This window comes from Oceanobacillus jordanicus (assembly GCF_022095695.1).
In the GTDB taxonomy this organism is placed as follows: Bacteria; Bacillota; Bacilli; order Bacillales; family Amphibacillaceae; genus Oceanobacillus_B; species Oceanobacillus_B jordanicus.
In genome coordinates, this window is record NZ_JAIFZM010000026.1 from 1 (window position 1) to 20,702 (window position 20,702).

The following is a 20,702-nucleotide window of genomic DNA, read 5'->3' on the forward strand; positions in this document are numbered from 1 at the left end:
ACCATTTTAAAGTGTCTATTTTCTTGACAGAAGTCCACTATCGACCAAGTATGCCGTTCAATCAACCATGTAGCACCATAGTGTTCTTCTTTCACAAAAAAGCAGTACAAAGAGCTAGCCTTTGTACTGCTTTTGCATCCATATAATATTATTGATGCTTTTCTAGAAATTCGAGCATTCTGCTATATACGTTAATTTCATTTTCTTTTTTAGAGAAGCCATGTCCTTCGTCTTCTAGGACTAGGTATTCTACATCGCGCCCTTCTTCTTCAAGTTTGGCAACGATTTGATCTGATTCTTCTTTAACTACTCGTGGGTCTTTTGCACCCTGAATAACAAGCATTGGCTTTTTCATGCCGTCAAGATACGTCACAGGAGAATCTTTTACAAAACGCTCTTTATCACGTTCTGGATCTCCAAGCCAGCGATCCATGATTGGCTTCCAATGAGGTGGTACTGAATTCACAAAGGTGAATAGGTCAGATGGTCCAAAGATATCAACAACTGCTTTGAAGTATTCAGGATGGCGTCCATGAAGCAACAATGCCATGTAACCACCATAGCTACCGCCAACAAGGAACAGTTTATCTTTGTCCGCATGATTGTTTTCGAAGAGCCATTCAATACCAGCGACACAATCTAGGCGCGGGCCTTCTCCCCAATCCTGTTCTACTAACTTCACGAACGAAGATCCATAGCCCGTGCTTCCTCGGAAGTTCGGCGCAAAGATGGTATAGCCACGATTTAGGAAGCATTGGAACATCGAGCGGAACATTTTACGCTCAGAAGCCTGTGGTCCACCATGCGGCCAGAAGATTGTATAGCCATTATCGTTATCCGGCAGCGCTTTAAATAGTAACCCTTCAATTTCCATACCATCAAAGGATTTATAGGAGACGACATCTGGCTCTACCATATCTTCACTGTTGACACCAAGCACGCCGTTATTAGTCAACTGCTCCCAGTCGCTTCCATTTGTCGTTTTGAAAATATTTGGAGGCACCGTAGCACTTCTTCCCAATAGATAAACGTTACCTGATTTGGTTACTTGCAGCTTATCAATCACATCAATTGGAGTAGATAATGTTTCGACTTTATCGGACTCTAAATCATAGCGATAAAGGACATCGACAACACCCTTTTCGGTAGCGAGGTAGAAGCTATTGCTGTCTTTATGCCATTTCAACGTTTCTACGCTTTCCCCTTCTATACTAAAAACGCTAGAGAATGCTTTTTCTTTTATCTCATATTTCGCAACATAACTATACTCACTTTCATAGTCTGTTACAAAATAAATCGTGTTTTCATCAACGAAGACAGGGTCGAATACAACATGTACTTTTTCCGGATCTGGAGTTAAGTAGTTAATTTCTTCTCCTACTTTAACAAACCCTGTAACATACGTATTGGCAAAAGAACGAACATAAACAAATGCCTGTTCATCATCAGATACTGCAGCCAAATCGGTTGGGGAGGTTTCTCCTTCATTTAATAGGGTGTCCGTGTCGTCTTCCAGGTTACGTACACGTGCATTTAAAAAGGATGGGTTCCCCTCAGATGTCATATAATAAAGACGATTTCCATCATCACTTAAGTGTGCAAAGAAGTATTTTTCTTCAGCGTCACCCGTCACAAGTGGCTGTGGCAATCCACCAGTTGGAGGCAGGGCATATATCTGATGGTTTTCGTCTCCATCTTTATCATAACCAGCCAGAACATAGCGCCCCTTTGGATCAAATTTCAAAAAGCTAATGGATTCATCATTATGTGCAAATAGGTAAGGGAAAGTGTCTGGTAAATCCATTCCCCATGCATTCACTTTGCCATTTAAATTAGAGCTAAATAAAAGTTTTTGCTCGTCACTGCTTACTGTAAAATTCGTAATTGCATACGTTCTGAAAAATTGTTCCACTGTTGGTTTTGGAAATTGTTTCATCGTATTGCCCCCTTAAAATTTAGAAAATTGTCTTTCTTCCCATTATACCGTATTTATACTAGATACGGTAGGAATTGGATCATATTAATAGGTTAGCATGATTGTAATCTGACAGGGACAGTCTCTGGATTGTTATAATCTCCGGCTGGAGACGGAGTTCATGTGTGTATTAATTTTCTTATATAAGCAATTTGGCCAATATGATATGCATTATGTGTAGTTGCATTTCCAACTAACTCCCACCATTTCGCCTTTACTGGAAACCCGTTTACATTGGTGTCTAGTTTTTGGTTATCAGAGAGTAATTCTTGCCAACTTAAAAGTACTCCAAGTAACTTTCCTTTTAATTTCTTAAAATCGTCACCATTTGTTATAAAAAAGCTTTCTGCATTATCCTCCACTGTTTCGATAACATGAAAATCCGCTTTTTCATACCGTTCTTGCCATACCTCATTCCAATAAATGAGATGTTGGGTTATCTCCGCTATAGAGTGAGTTTGCTCGTTCGGCTTCCAAAAAGCTTCATCATCGGTTAGCCCTTCTACAACTTCTTGATAGGAAATATACCAGCTACGATCGTTTGCATTCGCTAATAGCTGATCTTTTAATAGACTCATCACATGCACCTTTACCAGCTCCTTATTTAATTAAACATTCAGATAATAAATCATAAAACGAAAGCCGCTCCTCACTAAGAAGCGGCTATTTCTATTATTGTTCTTCCATACCAAGAAGCTCTTCAATTAAATCAACAACACGTTTTACGTACTTCTCACATTCTTCCTTAGTTGGTGCTTCTACCATGACACGTACAAGTGGTTCTGTACCAGATGGTCTTACTAAGACACGTCCATCCTCACCTAGTTCACGTTCCACTGCATCAATTTCACTTAAAATGCGAGCATTGGTTAATGCTTCATTCTTATCTGTTACGCGCACATTCTTAAGTACCTGTGGGAAAATAGCCATTTCTCCTGCGAGCTCGGAAAGCTTTTTGCCTGTTTCTTTCATCACGTTTACTAACTGAAGGGCAGAAAGCATACCATCTCCTGTTGTAATGTAATCAAGGAAAATGATGTGTCCTGACTGCTCCCCACCAAGGTTGTAGCCGCCTTTGCGCATCTCTTCCATTACATAACGGTCACCAACAGACGTTTTATCACTACGTAACCCATTTGCTTCCAAGGCTTTGTAGAAGCCAATGTTACTCATTACAGTTGAGACAACTGTGCTGTGTCGAAGGTTTCCCTTTTCTTTCAAATGCTTCGCACAAATGAACATAATTTGGTCACCATCGACGATATTTCCCTTTTCATCAACAGCAATTAGGCGATCTCCGTCCCCATCAAAGGCTAGTCCAATATCTGCACCTTTTTCCTGGACAAATTCTTGGAGTTTCTCTGGATGTGTAGAACCAAATCCGTCATTAATATTAAGACCGTCTGGAGACGAGCCAATTGAATGTATGTCTGCTTCAAGGTCAGCAAAAAGATGTGTTGCTAAACTAGATGTAGCGCCATGAGCACAATCAACAGCAACCTTCAGTCCGTCAAAATCATTGTCTACTGTATCCTTCAAGAAGGAGAGATATTTTTGTCCACCTTCAAAATAGTCATTTACTGTACCAACATCTGCTCCAACTGGTCGTGGAAGCTCATCTTCTTCCCCATCCATTAATGCTTCAATTTCATTTTCTTGGTCATCTGTTAGCTTAAAGCCATCTGGACCGAAAAATTTGATCCCATTATCTTCTACTGGGTTATGGGAAGCAGAGATCATGACACCAGCTTGTGAGCTTGTTGCTTTTGTTAAGTAAGCAACCCCCGGTGTGGAAATAACCCCTAGACGCATGACTTCTGCGCCGATAGAAAGCAGCCCCGCAAGCATAGCCCCTTCTAGCATGTGGCCGGAAATACGGGTGTCTCTCCCAATGATAATTTTTGGGCGTGGTGAATCTTTCGTTAAAACATGTCCGCCAAAACGTCCTAATTTAAAAGCAAGTTCTGGTGTAAGACCTTTGTTTGCAACTCCGCGAACACCATCTGTTCCAAAATATTTTCCCATATCGTTTCTCTCCTTTATTCCATATCTACAAAAAATGTGTAAACGTACGTTTTATTCCGTAATTTCAATAGTGGCTTGTTCAAATTCGGGTACTACTTCCACCCCTTCAGGTCCTTCAACCGAGATAGGGACTTCATGTTCTCCTGGCTCCAGGTCACTAAGATCGATGAAAAATCGGAAATCATCTGCAGTTATTCCATCTACGTCTTCCTGGCTACCACTGACTGTTACATTCATTTCTCCATTTTCAGGGTCAAGGAAGGCCGACTCAAGCTCGTCCCCTAGTCCTTCAACCTCAATTGGGAGTGCCTCTATAGTTTTCGTTTGAGCTAGCTCCACAGCAACCTCAACAGTTTTATTATCCGATACATTTGCACCATCTGGTAACGAAATATTTGCTTCGATCGTGCCTGACTCAGTAATTTCGGATAAATCAATTTCCTCTGTATTAATTGTTTCAATGTTTTCTAGAACACTGCTTCTAGCAAACACTTCCACTTCTTCGACATTAGCAGAAATTGATGTAAGGGAATAGCCCTCAGGTAGTTCCCCATTTGTTTCAACACTTAGTGGAACAGTCTTACTTGGATTGTGAATGTCTGCTGAAACAACCACATTTTCCGGTTGTACGTTTACACTCAATGGATTACCTTGACTATCATATACGTTTACAGGTACTTCCCTTCTGTCTATCGAACGATCAAGCCCCGCTAAATCCACATAAACCTTCACAATCCCGATTCGGTCAATGACACTTTTAGCACTTGTGATGGTGACCGTACCTGGTTCTACTTCATAATCACCAAGCTCATAACCTTCAGCAAGTTTCCCTTCATTTAAGAAGTCTACCGCTACCTCAAATTCTTCTGTTGCTTTTTCTTCTATAACGACGTCAATTTGTTTCGGTTCAATATAGGCATCTATATCAGGAGAAATCGTATGTTGAAGTTCTACTCTATGTTCTCCCGCTTCATACCCTTCCAAATCAACAAAAACCTTAAAATTACGATTGGTAAGAACTGGGGTTAAAATACCTGGTGACCCCTCCATGGTAACTTTCACACTTTCTGGTACACCGCTTACTACATATTTTTCTGAATCTATCTCTATTTCAACTGGTACATCACTTATTGTTTGAGCATCATCTGATTGACTCGGGAAAGTGGAATCTGATGCTGTAGGCCGATTTGTTTCAACATTAACAAAGATATAAAGCAAAACTGCTAATGCCAGAGCTATAACGCGAACAAACCATTTACTTCTGAACCAGTTATCCATTCTTTTTCCCCCTCCATTTCCAAGACTTCTTTTCAGAGGTTTTCAGATTTAAGGATAAATTATCTTTCAGCATAGTACGTAGCTCTTCTGCCTCAAGTTCCCTGTGAAGCTCGCCATTTTTCGTACACGATATATTTCCTGTCTCCTCAGACACAACAATGGTAAGCGCGTCGGTAACTTCACTAATTCCCATTGCCGCTCTATGCCTTGTCCCCAATTCCTTAGATATAAAAGGACTTTCGGATAATGGGAGATAACAGGCTGCTGCAACAATTTCTTCGGATTTAATAATGACCGCACCGTCATGTAATGGGGTATTTGGGGTGAAGATATTGGTTAACAGTTGATGTGTCAGCTTACCGCCAATTGGAATACCCGTTTCTGCATAATCACCAATCCCTGTCTCTCGTTCAATCGAGATAAGGGCACCAATACGGCGCTTTGCCATGTAAACACAGGATTGAATAATCGCATCTATATTCTGTTCAATAATCTCTTCTTCTGACCGGGACCCTCGCCCAAATATGTTTCCTCGTCCTAATTGCTCCAACGCTCGGCGTAACTCAGGCTGGAACAGGATTATAATGACAATAAGCCCCCACCTGATCGCCTGGTTTGTTATCCATTGGATTGTCTGTAGTTCCAATACGATACTCAATAACCAGACAGCCAAAACTACAGCGATCCCTTTTAATAGCTGGATTGCCTTGGTGCCTCTGATTAACATGATCAGTTTGTATAATATATACCAGACAAGAGCAATGTCCACGCCAATTCTCAGGAGCTGTAAAAGATCGAATCCCCCATCAAGCATATGTATCCATCCTTTTGCACATCATTTTCGTTCCACCGTTCTATAGATAGTAACGTTACCTATTATAACATATTTTGCCTTCAGACATGTGTAGAAAGGTAAAACGATAATTAAGGAAAAATCTTGGCAATTCATTTTTTTAGGAACGTATTTAAACAAATAAAAAAATCCCAAGTCCCTTTTCAAAAGACTTGAGATCGATATAATGATTTAAAACGCAAAGATACTTCTAAAAAAGTTTTTTAAATTATACCAAATCCATTCGAAGACCTGATCTACATGCTTTAATTCCCCATTTACATTCCCAACAGATGCCATTAACCCTTCACTTTCAATAGGGTTTTCAATAAGCTTGCCATTAATGAGGGTAACATTTCCGTCAATGGTTCCCTTAATCACAAGATTACCATTTTTTACTAAGAGGTCTCCCTCTACCGTTACATCTTCAGGCACAATCACCGTATCCCCTTTAATAACAAGGTTTTCCTGTTTGGAAACAACTAACTCACTATCCTGATTCCATGATGAAAATATACCGCTCATCATAAAAACTAGAAATATGGCAGCCGCAGTAATAATGGGATGCGCCTTGAACCAACGTCCGTATTTCAGACGTTTTTTCTCAGTTGGAAGTTTCTTCATTACATTAGCAGTAAAATTAGCAGGCGCTTCTATATTTTCCGTACTTTGAAGCAGTGTGATCGTCCGCTTCAACTCACGAAAATGCTTCTGACAGTCTTCACATTCTTCTAAGTGAAGACGCAGTTTCTTTTCTTCTTCGTTGGATAAATCGCCGTCCAAATACTGATGCATCAGTTTGGAGGCTTCATGATTACAATCCAAGTGAATCACACTCCTTTACACGTGACGAAGCCTTTTCCGTAAAGCTTCTCTCCCTCGATGGATCCGGGTCTTCACAGTTCCTAATGGAATATCCAGAATATCGCTAATTTCTTGTAGGGAGAATTCTTCCAAATAACGCAACATAATTATACTGCGATATTTCGGAGGAAGCTCTGAAATCTCTTGATGTATATAGCGCTGTAATTCCATACTCTCCACTTCTTCGCCAGGCAAACGGCCTTGATCAGCCATCTGTGAGTACATGTTTAATCCTTCCGTCCCTTTAATCTCCGCATCTAGATAATAATCCGGCTTCCGTTTACGAATGCGGTCAATCGTTAGATTTGTTGCAATTCGATAGAGCCAAGTGGAAAATTTCCGTTTTTCATCAAAAGAATGGATGTTAACATATGCCCGAATAAAAGCTTCCTGTGCTATATCCTCCGCCTCGTGTGCATTACCAAGCATTCGATAGCAATGCTGATAGATTTTGCTTTGAAAAAATGAGACGATATCCTCAAAGGCGGATTGGTCCCCTTTTTTCACTTTTTTTATTTTCTCTCTTATAAATTGTTCCATACAAGTACCTCCGCCAATCATGCGGTATTTATCATACGTTTACTATGTAGAAAAGGTTTCATAAAAAATAAAAAAACTTTTTAGGTTTATCGTTCTAAGAAGATGGGTAGTTTCTTACTATATATTATACTAAATAGGAGGAAAGTTTTGTGAGTAATTCAACACTTTTACAAAAAATTGAACAATGTCGCGAAGAAATGCTTACTTTAAGCAGATCTCACGCCTTAACTTCAGAAGCTGTTGTAACCTCCAGTGTAAAACTAGACCAACTAATTAACGAATATCAAAACAACAAATAATTGTAAGTATGGTCACTATATACATCAAGATGTTAATCATAAATTGAAAAAGACATTAACACCCCTAAGGGCATTAAATGTCTTTTTTGTTTTTATTTTAACTTTTCACCAAACAAGGAACCCATCAATGCGACAGCTGTAGTGGCAGTTTTATTTTTCTCATCTAAAATCGGATTAACCTCGACAAATTCCGCTGAAGTGATGCATTCCGCTTCTGCAAGCATTTCCATTGCCAAATGACTCTCCCGATAGGACAATCCACCAATCACAGGTGTTCCTACTCCAGGAGCCTCTGAAGGATCCAATCCATCCAAATCAAGGCTTAGATGCACTCCATCTGTCTTTTCTTTTAAGTATTTTATTGCTTCTTCCATAACAGCAGGCATTCCCATGCGATCGATCTCATGCATCGAAAACACTTTAATTCCTTTTTCTTTTATTAATGCTTTTTCACCAGGATCCAGTGATCTTGCGCCAATGATGACAATGTTCTCTGGTTTTACCTTAGGTGTGTATGCAGCAATATTGGTTAACTTATCGTGGCCAATTCCTAGGCTTATAGCAAGCGGCATGCCATGGATATTTCCTGATGGTGAGGTGTCCTCTGAATTTAAATCGCCGTGTGCGTCGTACCAAATGACTCCCAGGTTCTCATAATGCTTTGATATTCCAGCAAGACTGCCAATTGCAATACTATGGTCACCACCGAATACTAACGGGAAATTACCAGTTTGGATTTCTTTATCTACCATCTCCGAAAGCTTTTCATTTGCTTCAATTACTTGATCGAGATTTTTTAAATTGTTCTCCGCATTTATTGCTTGCTCTACGGATGGCCTGTTTATTGGAATATCCCCTAAATCATGTACCTTTATATCTAATTCCTCCAGCTTTTCAATTGCACCAGCATAGCGTAGAGCACTCGGCCCCATATCAACCCCACGTCGACTTTGCCCAAGATCCATAGGAACCCCAATAATCGAAATATCTTTTTTCATGTAAGCGCCTCCTCTACCTCTATTGTAGCCAAAAACCAAGGGATGACTCAACTCCACATTTGCATGAATATATATACAGAAAATTTAGGTTAAAGTGAGTCGGCTAGTGTGTGGAGTAATTGATTGGGTAGCATTTTGGGTCGATTGGGAGTACGACATGGTTGATTGCGTGGCGCTTTTGGTCGATTGGGAAAGCGGCGTTGTTGATTGGAAGGCTATAACACCCATTCAAATGAACGACAAAAAAAGACAACTACATCAAATGTAGCTGTCTCAAGAATCGCTTATACTCGCGCCAACCGCGGAAGGCTTAATGGACAATGGCCTAATGCCTGCTTTTTCCCATGCCTTCATAAGTGCATCGGCTTTTTCCTTTGATGGCATGAACGCAATCCCGCAATCGCCACCTCCAGCTCCTGACGATTTACCTGCGCCGCCATGAGCCTCCGCTAAATCACACAAGGTGCGAAGCAAAGGTGTTTCAATGGCTACGTTTGCCTGTCTTCCAACCCCGGATAGTGCTGTTCTGTTTTGTTTTACACCCGCTAACAATAAGTCAACATCTTCTTGTTGCATGCCTTTTACAAACGTAGATACTGCTTTTTCACTAGCATCAAGAAAGTTTTGGTAAGCATTGGGGTTGCTGTCTTTAAGCAACATCAACTCATCTACCAGTTTGGCAGTAGAAGCGGGTTTCCCCGTCCATCCCACACAGACGTATACTGTGTCGGGCATGTTTACTGGCTTTAGCGAAAGATACTTCCAATCCTGTTTTACCAATTCACTTAAATTGCTCGTTTGTTTATATGCATCTTTTAGCCAATCCGCCTGAAATGATACATATTGTAAAAAGCCCCCATATGCTGAGGCAGCAACATCCGCTCCAGAACCATTTCCTTGAACATTCACATGTGCCAGTGATGAAAGCTTAAACAATAGTTCTTGTTTATATGTAGGTAAATATTTTTTTAAAATAGCAGTAATAACAGAGGTTACGACCGCAGCGCTTGAACCCAAACCATATTTTATACCGGAGGCATCATCTAGCTCACTTTTAACCGAAATGGCAAAAGTCCCTGGCTTAATATTCTGCTCATGAAGATAGGCCATTGCTATACGCATGGCCTCTTGTACAAATACTGTTTTTGGATTATCCGTGTGTATTATAAGGCTCCCTTTTTCGAAGTCCCACTTAAGGTCCTCCAATTGAAAGTCATGAAGTGACACACGATTCTGCTCGCTCTCTTCAATGGTGGTGTATACATAACGATTAACCGCCATTACCACTAATTGGTGATATGGTTCCAAAACGGCAAATTCGCCCGCTATCATTAACTTCCCAGGTACCTTTATTGTCATCGGTGTATGTGGCAATGGATTTCATCCCTTACAGATAGGTTACTCCCTGCCCAGGTCGGCTTAATCGAATATCGGCAACACCTGGAATGTTTCGGAGTGTCTTTTCAATTACTTCCTCGTTTTCCGGTAAGTATAACACTTTCACGTTAGGTCCTGCATCAATTGTAAAATAGGCAGGTATCCCTTTTTCGCGCAAATCTCTCACCATTTGCATGACAGTCATTGTCGTATCATGCCAATATGTAAATGGCGGGTTAGCACCAAGTGTGGTCGCATGCATTTTCAGACAGTTTGCCTCCGCCACTTCTCCCACCTTTTGAAAGTCCCGTTCTTTAATTCCCTCTTTAATCTGGCTCATATCAGTAGGAATGCTATTAAGCCAGCCTTGATAAAATGGGGAAGTTTCTACAGTGCGTTTCATTCCAGCCCGGCTCGAAACTTTTTTCGCAGTGGATGACAAAACAACTGCTGCAACTCGCAGATCCCAGTGCTCTGCTGGGGCGATAGGAACCGCATACGAATCACTTCCATCTTCCTCTGCTCCCATTTCCCATTCGGCAAACCCTCCATAAATCGACCGGCAGGCTGAGCCTGAGCCTTGTCGAGTCAATGCAGAAAGTTCTCTATCTGACATGTCCAGCCCAATCGCTTTTGTACCAGCCGCTGCCAATGCAGCAAAACCAGAGGCAGATGAAGCAAATCCTGCAGCTGTCGGAACTTCATTTGTAGAATCGACCGTTGCATACAAAGACTTCCCTGCCTGTTGTCGAATAAGGTCAAGAAATCCAGATACACGTCTATGTTGTTCCCCTTCCACAACACGTTCATTTAAAATGAATTTGTCTTGGGTATACTCCTCCGAAAAATGTACGGATGTAGTGGTATAAAAGCCATCCAGCGTTAAAGAAAGTGAGCTGTTGGTTGGTAGTATTATGGATTCGTTTCGTTTTCCCCAATATTTAATCAAGGCAATATTTGTATGTGCTTTAGCTGTTGCCTTCATAATAGGTCCCCTTTTTCACTATTTCTTATGGTGCCTTTTGAGCACGAATGGCCATACAGCATGTGCACCAAATTTCCTTAATTTCTCAGCAAGCAATCTTGAATGTACTTCATTTTGAGCAAGGGCAATAATACAGCCGCCGTTTCCGCCGCCTGTCAACTTCGCTCCAAGAGCACCTTCTTCACGTGCAAATTCAATAAGCTTGTTTAAACCTGTAGTACTAACTCCTAAGGCTTCTAATTCTTTCTGTGCCTCGTTCAGCATTTGTCCAAGCAAATGCTTCCCTCTTTTCTCCAACGCATCCTTAGCCTGATGGGTTAACTCTCCGATGCGGTCAAGTTTCCGCTGGATTTTACGTGGAGCTACGCGAAGTAAATGCGCTACAGATTCTACTGCCATTCTTGTATCTCCAATGCTGCCTGAATCGGCAACAACGAAATGAAAATCATCATTCAACTCAATAAATTCCGTAGGGTTATCCTTTTCATACCATACAGGTAATTCAGAAGTTATCGTTAACGTATCAATGCCACTAGGCGCTCCGTGCGCAAACGTTTCTGCAATGTTTGCAAGCTTAAGAAGCTCCTCATCTGTGTGATCAATACTTGCATATGCAAATAATGATCGAATAACAGAGATCGCGACAGAAGCACTAGAACCAAGCCCTTTTCCAGGAGGTACCGAGGATTTAATCCGAATTAACAGATTCGCTTCCGGCATTTCAAGGTATTCAAGGGTTCCACTAATACAACTGGCAATCCCTTGCAAGGATTCAGGAGCTAAATCCAGGGGTCCATGATAAAACGTGCTATCAATCACGACCGGCCCTGGCTCGTGTTCTACTATAGATTCTACACCTACCAGAGGAAACGGGATAGCGATAGCGGGTTGTCCGTGTACAACTGCATGCTCCCCAATTAGAATCAGTTTACTATGAGCTATTCCTATAGCTGTTTGTTCTGTAGTTGTAGCTTTTTCTGCACTCATTTTTTAATTTGTTCCACCAATTCTTTAGCTTTTCCGACACGGATTTCGTTTAGTTCCACTAACTTTCCTGCAACGATATCAATCATCTCCCCAGAAGCCCCTGCCGCTATTGCAACAGAGCGAGAATGTAATGCCATATGTCCTTTTTGAATACCATCTGTTACTAACGCTTTAAGCGCTCCAAGGTTTTGCGCTAATCCAACAGCAACAATGACCTGAGCCAATTCTTGCGCGGATTCAACGTTCAATATATCTTGCGCTACCTTAGCAATAGGATGCACACGTATAGCGCCACCTACAGTACCGACTGACATAGGCAATTCTAGTACACCAACTAGGTTTCCCTCACTGTCGGTAGACCATGTAGTCATGGAGCTATATTGTCCTGTTCTTGCTGCATAGGCATGTGCCCCAGCCTCAACTGCACGCCAATCATTACCAGTAGCAATTACGATAGGGTCAATTCCATTCATAATTCCTTTATTATGCGTAACCGCACGATAAGGGTCTGAAGCTGCAAACTCGTACGCATGCACAACACCATCTCGTACTTCTTCACCGGAAAAGTCACCTGATTGAAGTAAGTTGGCAGGAATGACACAGCGCGCCCGCGCAAGACATCTATCTGCATAATTAGAAAGAATTCTCAAGTAAACCTTCCCATTTGTTAACGACTCGACAGTAGGTGCTAATGACTCCACCATAGTATTAATTATATTCGCACCCATCGCGTCACATGTATTTACATACAAATGCACGACGAGCATTTTACCATAAGCTGAATCAGACGCCTCGTTTAAGATCCTTACTTCCAGATCCTCAGCTCCCCCGCCTCTAGCAACCAGGCTTGGATAAGCAGCGTTAGCATCCTCAATAAGTGAGTCCTTTTCAGCTAGTATGGATGCCTTAGCAGCATCCAAATCAGGAGCACCCACTACTTGAATTTGCCCGATCATTACTCTTTCCGTGGCTTCCGTAGTGAATCCCCCGGCTTCTCGAACGATCTTAGCAATATAACTGGCTGACGCAACCACAGATGGTTCTTCAATAGCCATTGGTACTACATATTCTTTCCCATTTATTAAGAAGTTCAATCCTACTCCTAAAGGAAGAGGGTATGTTCCAATCACATTTTCAATCATTTTATCTGCGGTTTCAGTAGAGAGCGGTTCATTGAAAGTTGCTGAGTCATTCGCAGAAAAGTGTTGGGCATCTTGCAATAACTCTCTGCGTTCTGCAACCGTCTTATTGTAGAAGCCTGGGATCCGGGAAGTTTTCATACGTCTTCATCCTTTTGTATACAATAATTATATATATATAAACTTCGTATCAATTTTGTTAATAAAGTCTTAAATCTAATTTATTATAACACGTTTGGCATCTATATTTCCTTAAATAAAATCACTGTAACTATTATGTAAAAAAACGTGGTAAAATGCAAATAAACAAGGTTGTTTATCAATAAAAACGACCCTGTTTATCTACAATTACCATATTCATGTTGTACACTATCGTTAATTAAAATGATGAGCCATGAAGGATTCGAACCTTCGACCCTCTGATTAAAAGTCAGATGCTCTACCAACTGAGCTAATGGCTCGCGTAATAAGTTCACTTGCAATATCAAGAATATTAACAATAAGCCCCCTGCTTCTAAAAGCTTTTTCATAGATGCTCGATGCATCGGGGTTACTCGAAGTTAATTCGGTAGAGGTATTGCTCGTTTGTGTGCTCGTCGTGTTGCAAGAAAAACGATGAAGTCGCACTCCTCGCAAGCCTGCACATGGTAACATACTCGGTGATGCTAGCGGCTTGCTCTACCAACTGAGCTAATGGCTCGTGTGAAAAGTTCATTTTGTTTCAAAAAAAAGGCCTTAAAATAAAAAAATGGCTGGGCTACCAGGATTCGAACCTGGGATACACGGGATCAAAACCCGATGCCTTACCGCTTGGCTATAGCCCAACAATATAAAAATGGTGGAGGGGGGCAGATTCGAACTGCCGAACCCTGAGGGAGCGGATTTACAGTCCGCCGCGTTTAGCCACTTCGCTACCCCTCCGTATTGTTAACTATAAACTAATTATTATACATAAAAAGAAAAAATGGTGCCGGCCAGAGGACTTGAACCCCCAACCTACTGATTACAAGTCAGTTGCTCTACCAGTTGAGCTAGGCCGGCATAGGAATTTAAGTTGGTTTATCTCACTAAATATGCCAAGACATAATAATGGTGGAGGATGCAGGGCTCGAACCTGCGACCCCCTGCTTGTAAGGCAGGTGCTCTCCCAGCTGAGCTAATCCTCCATCAAGGCATGGTTTAATAAAATTTGGTGACCCGTACGGGATTCGAACCCGTGTTACCGCCGTGAAAGGGCGGTGTCTTAACCGCTTGACCAACGGGCCTAGGAATTAATGAGATCGTGATTTGAAAGTAAATCGACAATTTGTTACATATCTCTCAAACCAACGAATTTTATTATAGCTTTTTCTTTTCACTTTGTAAAGAGGAAAATACAATTTTTTTATCTTTTTTTCATTTGCTTCAAAATATGTTGGAACAACAACGTTCCACCCGACATATTTAGCAGAATGCTAGTGGTCTTTAGTCCATTTCCAACAAAACGTTCTAAAGAACTATCTTGTTTTTAACCGCTAGAGTTACTCAACATACTTTCTAATTGTAATTCAATTAGGTTATAATATAGAAGATCATTATAATGGAGGTATTTTTCATGTCTAATTTAATGCAAGGCAAGAATGTAGTCGTCATGGGTGTTGCAAGCGAACGAAGTATTGCCTGGGGAATAACAAAGTCATTACATAACGCAGGAGCAAACCTGATTTTCACTAACAGACAGGAACGTTCTTATCAAAAACTAACAAAGTTATTAGAGAAAAATGATATAGAGCCAAAATTAATTGTATCATGCGATGTTGCAAGTGATGAAAGTATTACAGGTGCATTTGATGAGATAAAGGAGAAAGTTGGCGTCATTCACGGCGTGGTTCATTCCGTAGCGTTCGCCAAGCGTGAGGAACTAAAAGGAGAGTATGCTGATACATCACGTGAGGGTTTCTTACTAGCACAGGAAATTAGTGCATTTTCTCTAGCCGCTGTGACAAAAGCTGCTAAACCGCTTATGACTGAAGGTGGTAGTATTGTTACACAGACCTATCTTGGAGCAGAAAGAGTAATTCAAAACTACAACGTGATGGGCGTTGCCAAAGCTTCCTTAGAAGCAAGCATGCGTTACTTAGCAGAAGATGTTGGAAAGTATGGAATCCGTGTAAATGCCATTTCAGCTGGTCCAATTAGGACTTTATCTGCAAAAGGTGTCGGCGGCTTTAACGAAAAACTTGGTATTATCGAAGAAAAAGCTCCACTACGCAGAAATGTGGATCAGGATCAGGTTGGAGACGCTACTTTATTCTTCCTAAGTGACCTGGCTAGAGGGGTTACTGGAGAAGTCATGCACGTAGATTCCGGATACCATATTATCGGAGGATAATAAGATAGAACAGAAGACGCTTGTTTGCATATCATCTTGCAAAAAAGCGTCTTTTATTTTAGGGGGGATGTTATATGTATGATGCTTTCTTTTCTGTTGAAGGAAACACATTTATTTCATTTCATACATCTCATCTTATTATGTTATTTATTTATCTAATAGGCTTTATACTACTTATTCTTTTTAGCACATTAAAAACACGATCTAGCTATGGCCGGATTTATACCATGATAAAATGGATCCTTTTCATTCTATTAGTAATGTCAGAGGTTAGCTATCAAGTCTGGTCAGCAACTAGTGGAATCTGGATCTTAAGTGAATATATTCCCTTGCATCTATGCGGTATTGCCAGTATTACGGCAGCCATAGCTCTCTTACTTCAGAACAAAAAGCTTGCCACTTTAACTTTCTATATCGGATTTCTTCCAGCCCTACTAGCGTTAATTACACCGGAGTTACCTTATGATTTTCCACATTTCCGTTACTGGAAATTCTTTTTGCATCACATAGCCATATCTTGGGCGAGCCTGTTTTTAATTCTCACAAGTTCAATCTCTTTAAAGTACAGCTCTATGCTCAAAAGCTATGGTTTACTACTCATCTACGCTGCATTTGTTGGATTTATCATCAATCCATCTTTGGATTCTAATTACCTTTACCTTCGAGACACACCATTATCAAACACACCTTTAGACTATTTCGGTGATGGTATGCTATATTATGTAAATTTATGCCTAGTCGCACTTGCTGTCTTTTCGATCCAATGGGGAATCGTTCGCTTCTTTAAAAAGGCCTAGAATTTCTTGTTTTACGGGGACTCATTCAAGTCCAGCCAAGATAACATTTCCGCTATGATAGAATTGATTTTCTGGTCAATAACTTCTTCACCATACTTTTCTTTAGCTCTCGTAATGTTTTTCAACACTTCTTCGTTTAATTCAATAACAGGATTATCCTTCTCAAGTTCGTTGAAAAGTTCTATCATTGCTTCGTTTCCTTCTTGTATACGATCTATTGCATCACTATATTTCTGATAATCTTTTTCGTTAGCCTTCATTTTTTCATCACCTCTTTCTAGCTTAACCAAAAGTAGGTAATTTCATTTGAATTGGGAGGGGAAAATTCCCCTCCCTTGCTTTACCCCGGTGCAATCGCCCGTAAGACTCCCACTTCAAAACATGAAGTGAAACCAAAAAGTTTTTAGTGAGAGTAAACGGGCGCTAACACCCCGATTCGTTCAACTAACAATCAGCGAGGGAAGACCGAAAACCCCCACTGATTGGAGTTTCACTTTATCTGATATAGTATCTTACATAATTAGGGTTAGCCGTGATATACAAGCCACTTTTTATTTGATACATATACCCACCGTCTACCGGGAACCTGTCCCGAATAACGGTAAACACTTCTCCACGATTTACAACCACGGCACGATCATTCCAATCAGCAGTATTGTACGTCCAAAGAGAGTCTGTCACGATTTCGACGTATCCCTGACCAGTTCCACCACCATCCTTCTTTACCAATCCAAGATAAGAGGCAATTGAATCAGCTAGTGCTTTTCCGGTATTATCCATGACCCCATTGTTGCGCATTTTTACAATATCAATCGTAGAATCCATAAACCCACCTTCAATAAGGATGGATGGCATATTTGATTCTCGTAACATATGAAAGTTTGCCGACTTGACTCCACGATCCCGTAATCCCATCGCTGTTACGATGCTCGGGTGTATAGCTTGAGCTAGGGTATTACCAGAAGAGGATCCAGGATAATGATACGTCTCGGTACCCGTCCATGTTCCCCACTGTCCTGTGTTAGCATTATGATGATAGGATACCAAGATATCAGCATTAGCGTTGTTTGCTTTATTCGTTCTCGTTGTTAACGGAACGTCTGTGTTTCCTGTTGGATCATCCAACCTCACGATAGTAGCGTTCTCGTAGCCTCCAAGGTAGTTAATAGCAGCCGAAACTACCTTATTGTTAAAGCTCCATTCTCTTTCTCCTGCAGGTGTTCTCTTTCCCGGTGTGTTAATTCCATGTCCTGCTCCAATTGCAATAATAGCCATAATAAATCTCCTCCTTGATATTTTATATTAGAAAAACGGCTTGCCCGTGTGGACTAGCCGTTTGACTACTTTGCCAAATGATATTTTTTTAGTACTAGTTTTTGCTGTTCACCTTTTGCTGTAAGGTAATTATTTTTGAACCATGACCACACAGAGACAGAGAAACATAACAAGTATGCTATCGTTTGCTCATCCAACACGGGAATCGGCTGTAAGTTATAGTGATTGAGCAGCACATTCGACCAAGATATTACAAGGGCGATGGTGCGTACGACCGTTCCTCTATCCATTACATCACCTCCCTCTTTTTATTTCATATACCAAACGTCAACAGAAAAAATAGAATTTGACATACAAACGCCCCAATCATAGAGATTAGGGCGATTCCCAAATGCCTTGAGCTAGTCTGAATGGAAGTGATTTTACTATTGTTCTCGGTAGAACGATAGTTTGCCTCGTCTGCAATTTTCTTTGTCTTGGCGAGTGTTTCTTTAATATCTTCTATTTGATCTATTTTTCCATTTAACTCCGCCAACGACACCTTCACCTCCGTAAGCACTGTCATAAATTCCTTCAAATTTTCCTGTTCCTTTTGATTTAGCATTCCCAACCTCCCTTCAAGACGTAGTAGTGTCCTTTTCTTTTCATTTGTTAAAATGAAAACGTCTTTACCTAGCAATGTTTTGCTTAGGAAAGACGCTAAAAAGGAATAGGATCTCTAACAGGAACGTTTGTTCTATTCCTGTTAATCCGATTATACATCCCTCTTGTTATTCTTGTCATCTACTGAGCAGAGTGTGTAAAGTGTGAAATTTTCCGAACGATCTCATCCTTCACATGATAGACCTGCCTTCTTGATAAACCCATATGCTGGCTAATCGCACTGATTGTCATTCCATCTAACATACATTCTAAAATAGCCATTTCCCTGGGATCTTCAATGACTTCCATTCTTTCTTGGATATATAGTATCTTTTTCTCCAATTTTATGATCCATCCACTCTTCTTCTCCCTACGCAATACTTCTTGTCCAACAGGATCACTAACGGTTCCTTTTGCTTTAGGAAGGGTTGACTCTATACCAGAAGAGGCAACTAGCTTTAAACCTATCTCTTCCTCAAGCACATCGCGCTGCCTTTTAATTTCTTTAATCATCCAATGATAGTCTTTCAATGTGCGCTCAATCTGTTTTTCGTTCATTAAACCCCGCCCCCTTTTCAAATAATAATTGTGCATACTTACTTCTCTTAATAGGAGAGAGAACCCCACTTTGCTTATCCTTTCTTATGTCACTGACAACCCATCTAACAGCATTCAACTTTTTATTCATAGATTTACCCCCTGTTATTATAAAACATGATAAAATACAATAGAACGTGTGTTCTTATATTATATTTCTAAAACAGAAATGTAAAGAGGACTTTAGGGCTAAAAATAATAATTTGTTTCACTAATAGAAACTATGTTAGGATATAGAGGTATAGGAAAGGGTTGTTCACGGTGAATTTAGGGGAAAGAATTGTCCAATTGCGAGAGAGACAAAGGTGGAGTCAACGAGAACTTGCCAAACGCGTTGAATTAAATGTGAGTGTTATGAATCGTATTGAGCTAGGGGAAAGGCCTGTTAAAGATCACGAGCTTAGCCGTATAGCAACAATCCTCGAAGTAACTACTGACTATCTTCTTGGGAGATCAGAGAATCCTTCCATGTCTGAAAAACAAGAATTTGAAGCATTTCGGAATGATCCTTCTCTCGAGAGGTGGTATAAAACGTTACCACAAAATAGTGAAGAAGATTTGCGCAGGTTAAAAAGAATTTGGGAAGCATTCAAGGAAGAGTAAGTTATCTTACTAAAGACTCTTTGCCGGTTGTTAGGTGTACAAATAATGGTACACCTCCTTTTATAACTTAAATACGAACATACATTCTTTTTTCAAGGAGGCATTACTATGTTTTACACTAGGACAGAAAAATTTGTTAAGGACCTTTTACTATCTTTCAATATAAGAAAGCCTGCAGACTTAGGTATTGATAAAGTAGCGAATGCCCTTCAAGTAACGGTACATTTATGGGAGTTTGGAAGTGAAGCAATATGTAGGAATGGGAAATACATTATCTTCTTAAATGAGCAAAAGAATGAAAGAGTTCAGTGGCAAGAATTCACCCATGAAGTTGGACATATTTTGTGGCATGTAGGAAGGCAAGAGCTATTACCACGCAGCTTTATGGAATTACAGGAATGGCAGGCAAACTATTTCAGCTTCCACCTATGCATCCCAACCTTTATGCTGGAAGACAATACTTTGAAAATGACACCGTATAAGCTCATGGAATTATTTAATGTAGAGTATGCGTTTGCTTGTAAGCGGATGGGGATGTTGGAGAATAAAAGGGGAATTTACAGAAGTAACCTTTATTGATTGTAGAGGGCCGAAAGCGTCTAGAATATAAATAAAAAGGTCTTTACTCGAGTTGAGTAAAGACCTTTCTTATAAGAGCTTCCAAGCGGATTTGAACCGCTGACCCCTTCCTTACCATGGAAGTGCTCTACCTGCTGAGCTATGGAAGCAGACATAAAAATGGCTCCACAGGTAGGATTCGAACCTACGACCGATCGGTTAACAGCCGATTGCTCTACCACTGAGCTACTGTGGAATAATAATAAATTACTATAACAATCATATTATGTACATGGTGACCGATTATTATACGCAATATATAAAAAAATAGGCCTGGCGGCGTCCTACTCTTGCAGGGGCAAAGCCCCAACTACCATCGGCGCTGGAGAACTTAACTTCTGTGTTCGGCATGAGAACAGGTGTGACCTCTCCGCTATTACTACCAGACCTAATTCATATAGGTCATTTTGTGTTTCTCATAGAAAGAAAATGAATCACTTCAAACTTCCTTGATAACTGACCATATTATATGCATTTTCTTCAAAAAATGCAAGGGGTTT

The 20,702-nt window shown here is 40.5% G+C and carries 24 protein-coding genes, 8 tRNA genes and 1 rRNA gene; 6 read left to right on the plus strand and 27 right to left on the minus strand.

Features of this window, described 5'->3' with window-relative positions; translation table 11 throughout:
• Positions 1-148 precede the first annotated feature (148 nt).
• The 7 genes from K3T81_RS18925 to sigW all read right to left on the minus strand — a co-directional run bounded on the left by K3T81_RS18925 (position 149) and on the right by sigW (position 7,514).
• Entirely contained in the window at positions 149-1,936 is a 1,788-nt protein-coding gene (locus K3T81_RS18925; RefSeq protein WP_238022167.1) for a S9 family peptidase, read from the minus strand.
• Between the two features lie 158 nt (positions 1,937-2,094).
• Positions 2,095-2,553 carry a DinB family protein gene (locus tag K3T81_RS18930; RefSeq protein WP_238022168.1) on the minus strand — a complete coding sequence of 153 codons (459 nt, stop codon included), beginning with the start codon at positions 2,551-2,553 and terminating at the stop codon, positions 2,095-2,097.
• 94 nt (positions 2,554-2,647) lie between these two features.
• Entirely contained in the window at positions 2,648-4,000 is a 1,353-nt protein-coding gene (glmM, locus tag K3T81_RS18935; RefSeq protein WP_106895468.1) for a phosphoglucosamine mutase, read from the minus strand.
• A 51-nt stretch (positions 4,001-4,051) separates the two neighbouring features.
• Positions 4,052-5,278 carry a CdaR family protein gene (locus K3T81_RS18940; protein ID WP_106895467.1) on the minus strand — a complete coding sequence of 409 codons (1,227 nt, stop codon included), beginning with the start codon at positions 5,276-5,278 and terminating at the stop codon, positions 4,052-4,054.
• Positions 5,271-6,092, minus strand: a complete 822-nt coding sequence (cdaA, locus tag K3T81_RS18945; RefSeq protein ID WP_106895466.1) for a diadenylate cyclase CdaA — start codon at positions 6,090-6,092, stop codon at positions 5,271-5,273. The genes K3T81_RS18940 and cdaA overlap by 8 nt, the downstream gene beginning before the upstream one ends.
• A 210-nt stretch (positions 6,093-6,302) precedes the next feature.
• Positions 6,303-6,935 (minus strand): anti-sigma-W factor RsiW, encoded by a 633-nt coding sequence (rsiW, locus tag K3T81_RS18950; RefSeq protein WP_106895465.1) that lies wholly within the window; start codon positions 6,933-6,935, stop codon positions 6,303-6,305.
• A gap of 15 nt (positions 6,936-6,950) precedes the next feature.
• Positions 6,951-7,514, minus strand: coding sequence for an RNA polymerase sigma factor SigW (sigW, locus tag K3T81_RS18955; protein ID WP_106895464.1), 564 nt, complete (start codon positions 7,512-7,514; stop codon positions 6,951-6,953).
• A gap of 149 nt (positions 7,515-7,663) precedes the next feature.
• Here sigW and K3T81_RS18960 point away from each other — a divergent pair, with 149 nt between their 5' ends.
• Entirely contained in the window at positions 7,664-7,813 is a 150-nt protein-coding gene (locus K3T81_RS18960; RefSeq protein ID WP_106895463.1) for an aspartyl-phosphate phosphatase Spo0E family protein, read from the plus strand.
• A gap of 92 nt (positions 7,814-7,905) precedes the next feature.
• Here K3T81_RS18960 and rocF read toward each other — a convergent pair whose 3' ends face one another.
• Positions 7,906-8,811, minus strand: a complete 906-nt coding sequence (gene rocF / locus K3T81_RS18965) for an arginase (protein WP_238022169.1) — start codon at positions 8,809-8,811, stop codon at positions 7,906-7,908.
• Positions 8,812-8,905: 94 nt separating this feature from the next.
• Between rocF and K3T81_RS18970 the strand changes: the two genes are divergently transcribed.
• Positions 8,906-9,079 (plus strand): hypothetical protein, encoded by a 174-nt coding sequence (locus K3T81_RS18970; RefSeq protein ID WP_238022170.1) that lies wholly within the window; start codon positions 8,906-8,908, stop codon positions 9,077-9,079.
• A gap of 5 nt (positions 9,080-9,084) precedes the next feature.
• Here K3T81_RS18970 and K3T81_RS18975 read toward each other — a convergent pair whose 3' ends face one another.
• The 10 genes from K3T81_RS18975 to K3T81_RS19020 all read right to left on the minus strand — a co-directional run bounded on the left by K3T81_RS18975 (position 9,085) and on the right by K3T81_RS19020 (position 14,564).
• Positions 9,085-10,185, minus strand: coding sequence for a phosphomevalonate kinase (locus K3T81_RS18975; protein ID WP_238022171.1), 1,101 nt, complete (start codon positions 10,183-10,185; stop codon positions 9,085-9,087).
• Between the two features lie 13 nt (positions 10,186-10,198).
• Entirely contained in the window at positions 10,199-11,173 is a 975-nt protein-coding gene (gene mvaD / locus K3T81_RS18980) for a diphosphomevalonate decarboxylase (RefSeq protein ID WP_161463973.1), read from the minus strand.
• An 18-nt stretch (positions 11,174-11,191) separates the two neighbouring features.
• Complete coding sequence (gene mvk / locus K3T81_RS18985) at positions 11,192-12,160, minus strand: mevalonate kinase (protein WP_058949191.1); 969 nt, start codon at positions 12,158-12,160, stop codon at positions 11,192-11,194.
• A complete protein-coding gene (locus K3T81_RS18990; protein WP_238022172.1) occupies positions 12,157-13,440 on the minus strand; it encodes a hydroxymethylglutaryl-CoA reductase, degradative in 1,284 nt (427 codons plus the stop codon). Before K3T81_RS18990 ends, mvk begins: the two co-directional genes overlap by 4 nt.
• Positions 13,441-13,687: 247 nt before the next feature.
• A tRNA-Lys gene (locus K3T81_RS18995) sits at positions 13,688-13,760 on the minus strand.
• 288 nt (positions 13,761-14,048) lie between these two features.
• A tRNA-Gln gene (locus K3T81_RS19000) sits at positions 14,049-14,123 on the minus strand.
• Positions 14,124-14,135: 12 nt separating this feature from the next.
• Positions 14,136-14,220 (minus strand) — tRNA-Tyr (locus K3T81_RS19005).
• A 44-nt stretch (positions 14,221-14,264) separates the two neighbouring features.
• Positions 14,265-14,340 (minus strand) — tRNA-Thr (locus K3T81_RS19010).
• Positions 14,341-14,389: 49 nt separating this feature from the next.
• A tRNA-Val gene (locus tag K3T81_RS19015) sits at positions 14,390-14,465 on the minus strand.
• A 24-nt stretch (positions 14,466-14,489) separates the two neighbouring features.
• Positions 14,490-14,564 (minus strand) — tRNA-Glu (locus tag K3T81_RS19020).
• A 329-nt stretch (positions 14,565-14,893) separates the two neighbouring features.
• Between K3T81_RS19020 and fabI the strand changes: the two genes are divergently transcribed.
• Together fabI and K3T81_RS19030 are read left to right on the plus strand one after the other, a co-directional pair.
• Complete coding sequence (fabI, locus tag K3T81_RS19025; RefSeq protein ID WP_106895458.1) at positions 14,894-15,670, plus strand: enoyl-ACP reductase FabI; 777 nt, start codon at positions 14,894-14,896, stop codon at positions 15,668-15,670.
• 74 nt (positions 15,671-15,744) lie between these two features.
• Positions 15,745-16,467, plus strand: a complete 723-nt coding sequence (locus K3T81_RS19030) for a YwaF family protein (RefSeq protein ID WP_238022173.1) — start codon at positions 15,745-15,747, stop codon at positions 16,465-16,467.
• 11 nt (positions 16,468-16,478) lie between these two features.
• On the opposite strand, the gene K3T81_RS19035 is transcribed toward K3T81_RS19030, so the two are convergent.
• The 6 genes from K3T81_RS19035 to K3T81_RS19060 form a co-directional block, all read right to left on the minus strand.
• Positions 16,479-16,727, minus strand: coding sequence for an atypical membrane-integrating protein (Mistic protein) (locus K3T81_RS19035; protein ID WP_238022174.1), 249 nt, complete (start codon positions 16,725-16,727; stop codon positions 16,479-16,481).
• A gap of 235 nt (positions 16,728-16,962) precedes the next feature.
• Complete coding sequence (locus K3T81_RS19040) at positions 16,963-17,742, minus strand: N-acetylmuramoyl-L-alanine amidase (protein ID WP_106895455.1); 780 nt, start codon at positions 17,740-17,742, stop codon at positions 16,963-16,965.
• 65 nt (positions 17,743-17,807) lie between these two features.
• Positions 17,808-18,032 (minus strand): phage holin, encoded by a 225-nt coding sequence (locus K3T81_RS19045; RefSeq protein ID WP_036576810.1) that lies wholly within the window; start codon positions 18,030-18,032, stop codon positions 17,808-17,810.
• A 23-nt stretch (positions 18,033-18,055) separates the two neighbouring features.
• Positions 18,056-18,346 carry a hypothetical protein gene (locus K3T81_RS19050; protein WP_036576808.1) on the minus strand — a complete coding sequence of 97 codons (291 nt, stop codon included), beginning with the start codon at positions 18,344-18,346 and terminating at the stop codon, positions 18,056-18,058.
• Between the two features lie 179 nt (positions 18,347-18,525).
• Positions 18,526-18,942, minus strand: a complete 417-nt coding sequence (locus K3T81_RS19055; protein ID WP_238022175.1) for a helix-turn-helix domain-containing protein — start codon at positions 18,940-18,942, stop codon at positions 18,526-18,528.
• The gene (locus K3T81_RS19060; protein ID WP_238022176.1) at positions 18,923-19,072 is read right to left on the minus strand and encodes a hypothetical protein; all 150 of its coding nucleotides are present in this window, start codon (positions 19,070-19,072) and stop codon (positions 18,923-18,925) included. Before K3T81_RS19060 ends, K3T81_RS19055 begins: the two co-directional genes overlap by 20 nt.
• Before the next feature lie 170 nt (positions 19,073-19,242).
• Here K3T81_RS19060 and K3T81_RS19065 point away from each other — a divergent pair, with 170 nt between their 5' ends.
• Together K3T81_RS19065 and K3T81_RS19070 are read left to right on the plus strand one after the other, a co-directional pair.
• Positions 19,243-19,584, plus strand: a complete 342-nt coding sequence (locus tag K3T81_RS19065; RefSeq protein ID WP_058949195.1) for a helix-turn-helix domain-containing protein — start codon at positions 19,243-19,245, stop codon at positions 19,582-19,584.
• A 108-nt stretch (positions 19,585-19,692) separates the two neighbouring features.
• Positions 19,693-20,163, plus strand: coding sequence for an ImmA/IrrE family metallo-endopeptidase (locus K3T81_RS19070; RefSeq protein ID WP_238022177.1), 471 nt, complete (start codon positions 19,693-19,695; stop codon positions 20,161-20,163).
• A 76-nt stretch (positions 20,164-20,239) separates the two neighbouring features.
• On the opposite strand, the gene K3T81_RS19075 is transcribed toward K3T81_RS19070, so the two are convergent.
• From K3T81_RS19075 to rrf, 3 genes are all read right to left on the minus strand, one after another.
• A tRNA-Thr gene (locus K3T81_RS19075) sits at positions 20,240-20,312 on the minus strand.
• Between the two features lie 11 nt (positions 20,313-20,323).
• Positions 20,324-20,398 (minus strand) — tRNA-Asn (locus K3T81_RS19080).
• A 75-nt stretch (positions 20,399-20,473) separates the two neighbouring features.
• Positions 20,474-20,589, minus strand: a 5S ribosomal RNA gene (gene rrf, locus K3T81_RS19085).
• Positions 20,590-20,702: the final 113 nt, after the last annotated feature.

Excerpts from the sequence above, each read along its gene's own strand:
- K3T81_RS19045 (WP_036576810.1), bottom strand. The coding sequence starts at position 18,032 with ATGGATAGAGGAACGGTCGTACGCACCATCGCCCTTGTAATATCTTGG.
- K3T81_RS19035 (WP_238022174.1), bottom strand. The coding sequence starts at position 16,727 with ATGAAGGCTAACGAAAAAGATTATCAGAAATATAGTGATGCAATAGAT.
- K3T81_RS19030 (WP_238022173.1), top strand. The coding sequence starts at position 15,745 with ATGTATGATGCTTTCTTTTCTGTTGAAGGAAACACATTTATTTCATTT.
- K3T81_RS19055 (WP_238022175.1), bottom strand. The coding sequence starts at position 18,942 with ATGAACGAAAAACAGATTGAGCGCACATTGAAAGACTATCATTGGATG.
- rocF (WP_238022169.1), bottom strand. The coding sequence starts at position 8,811 with ATGAAAAAAGATATTTCGATTATTGGGGTTCCTATGGATCTTGGGCAA.
- mvaD (WP_161463973.1), bottom strand. The coding sequence starts at position 11,173 with ATGAAGGCAACAGCTAAAGCACATACAAATATTGCCTTGATTAAATAT.
- K3T81_RS19050 (WP_036576808.1), bottom strand. The coding sequence starts at position 18,346 with ATGCTAAATCAAAAGGAACAGGAAAATTTGAAGGAATTTATGACAGTG.
- K3T81_RS18925 (WP_238022167.1), bottom strand. The coding sequence starts at position 1,936 with ATGAAACAATTTCCAAAACCAACAGTGGAACAATTTTTCAGAACGTAT.
- glmM (WP_106895468.1), bottom strand. The coding sequence starts at position 4,000 with ATGGGAAAATATTTTGGAACAGATGGTGTTCGCGGAGTTGCAAACAAA.
- K3T81_RS18930 (WP_238022168.1), bottom strand. The coding sequence starts at position 2,553 with ATGAGTCTATTAAAAGATCAGCTATTAGCGAATGCAAACGATCGTAGC.
- sigW (WP_106895464.1), bottom strand. The coding sequence starts at position 7,514 with ATGGAACAATTTATAAGAGAGAAAATAAAAAAAGTGAAAAAAGGGGAC.
- K3T81_RS19060 (WP_238022176.1), bottom strand. The coding sequence starts at position 19,072 with ATGAATAAAAAGTTGAATGCTGTTAGATGGGTTGTCAGTGACATAAGA.
- mvk (WP_058949191.1), bottom strand. The coding sequence starts at position 12,160 with ATGAGTGCAGAAAAAGCTACAACTACAGAACAAACAGCTATAGGAATA.
- fabI (WP_106895458.1), top strand. The coding sequence starts at position 14,894 with ATGTCTAATTTAATGCAAGGCAAGAATGTAGTCGTCATGGGTGTTGCA.
- cdaA (WP_106895466.1), bottom strand. The coding sequence starts at position 6,092 with ATGCTTGATGGGGGATTCGATCTTTTACAGCTCCTGAGAATTGGCGTG.
- K3T81_RS19070 (WP_238022177.1), top strand. The coding sequence starts at position 19,693 with ATGTTTTACACTAGGACAGAAAAATTTGTTAAGGACCTTTTACTATCT.
- K3T81_RS18940 (WP_106895467.1), bottom strand. The coding sequence starts at position 5,278 with ATGGATAACTGGTTCAGAAGTAAATGGTTTGTTCGCGTTATAGCTCTG.
- K3T81_RS18990 (WP_238022172.1), bottom strand. The coding sequence starts at position 13,440 with ATGAAAACTTCCCGGATCCCAGGCTTCTACAATAAGACGGTTGCAGAA.
- K3T81_RS19040 (WP_106895455.1), bottom strand. The coding sequence starts at position 17,742 with ATGGCTATTATTGCAATTGGAGCAGGACATGGAATTAACACACCGGGA.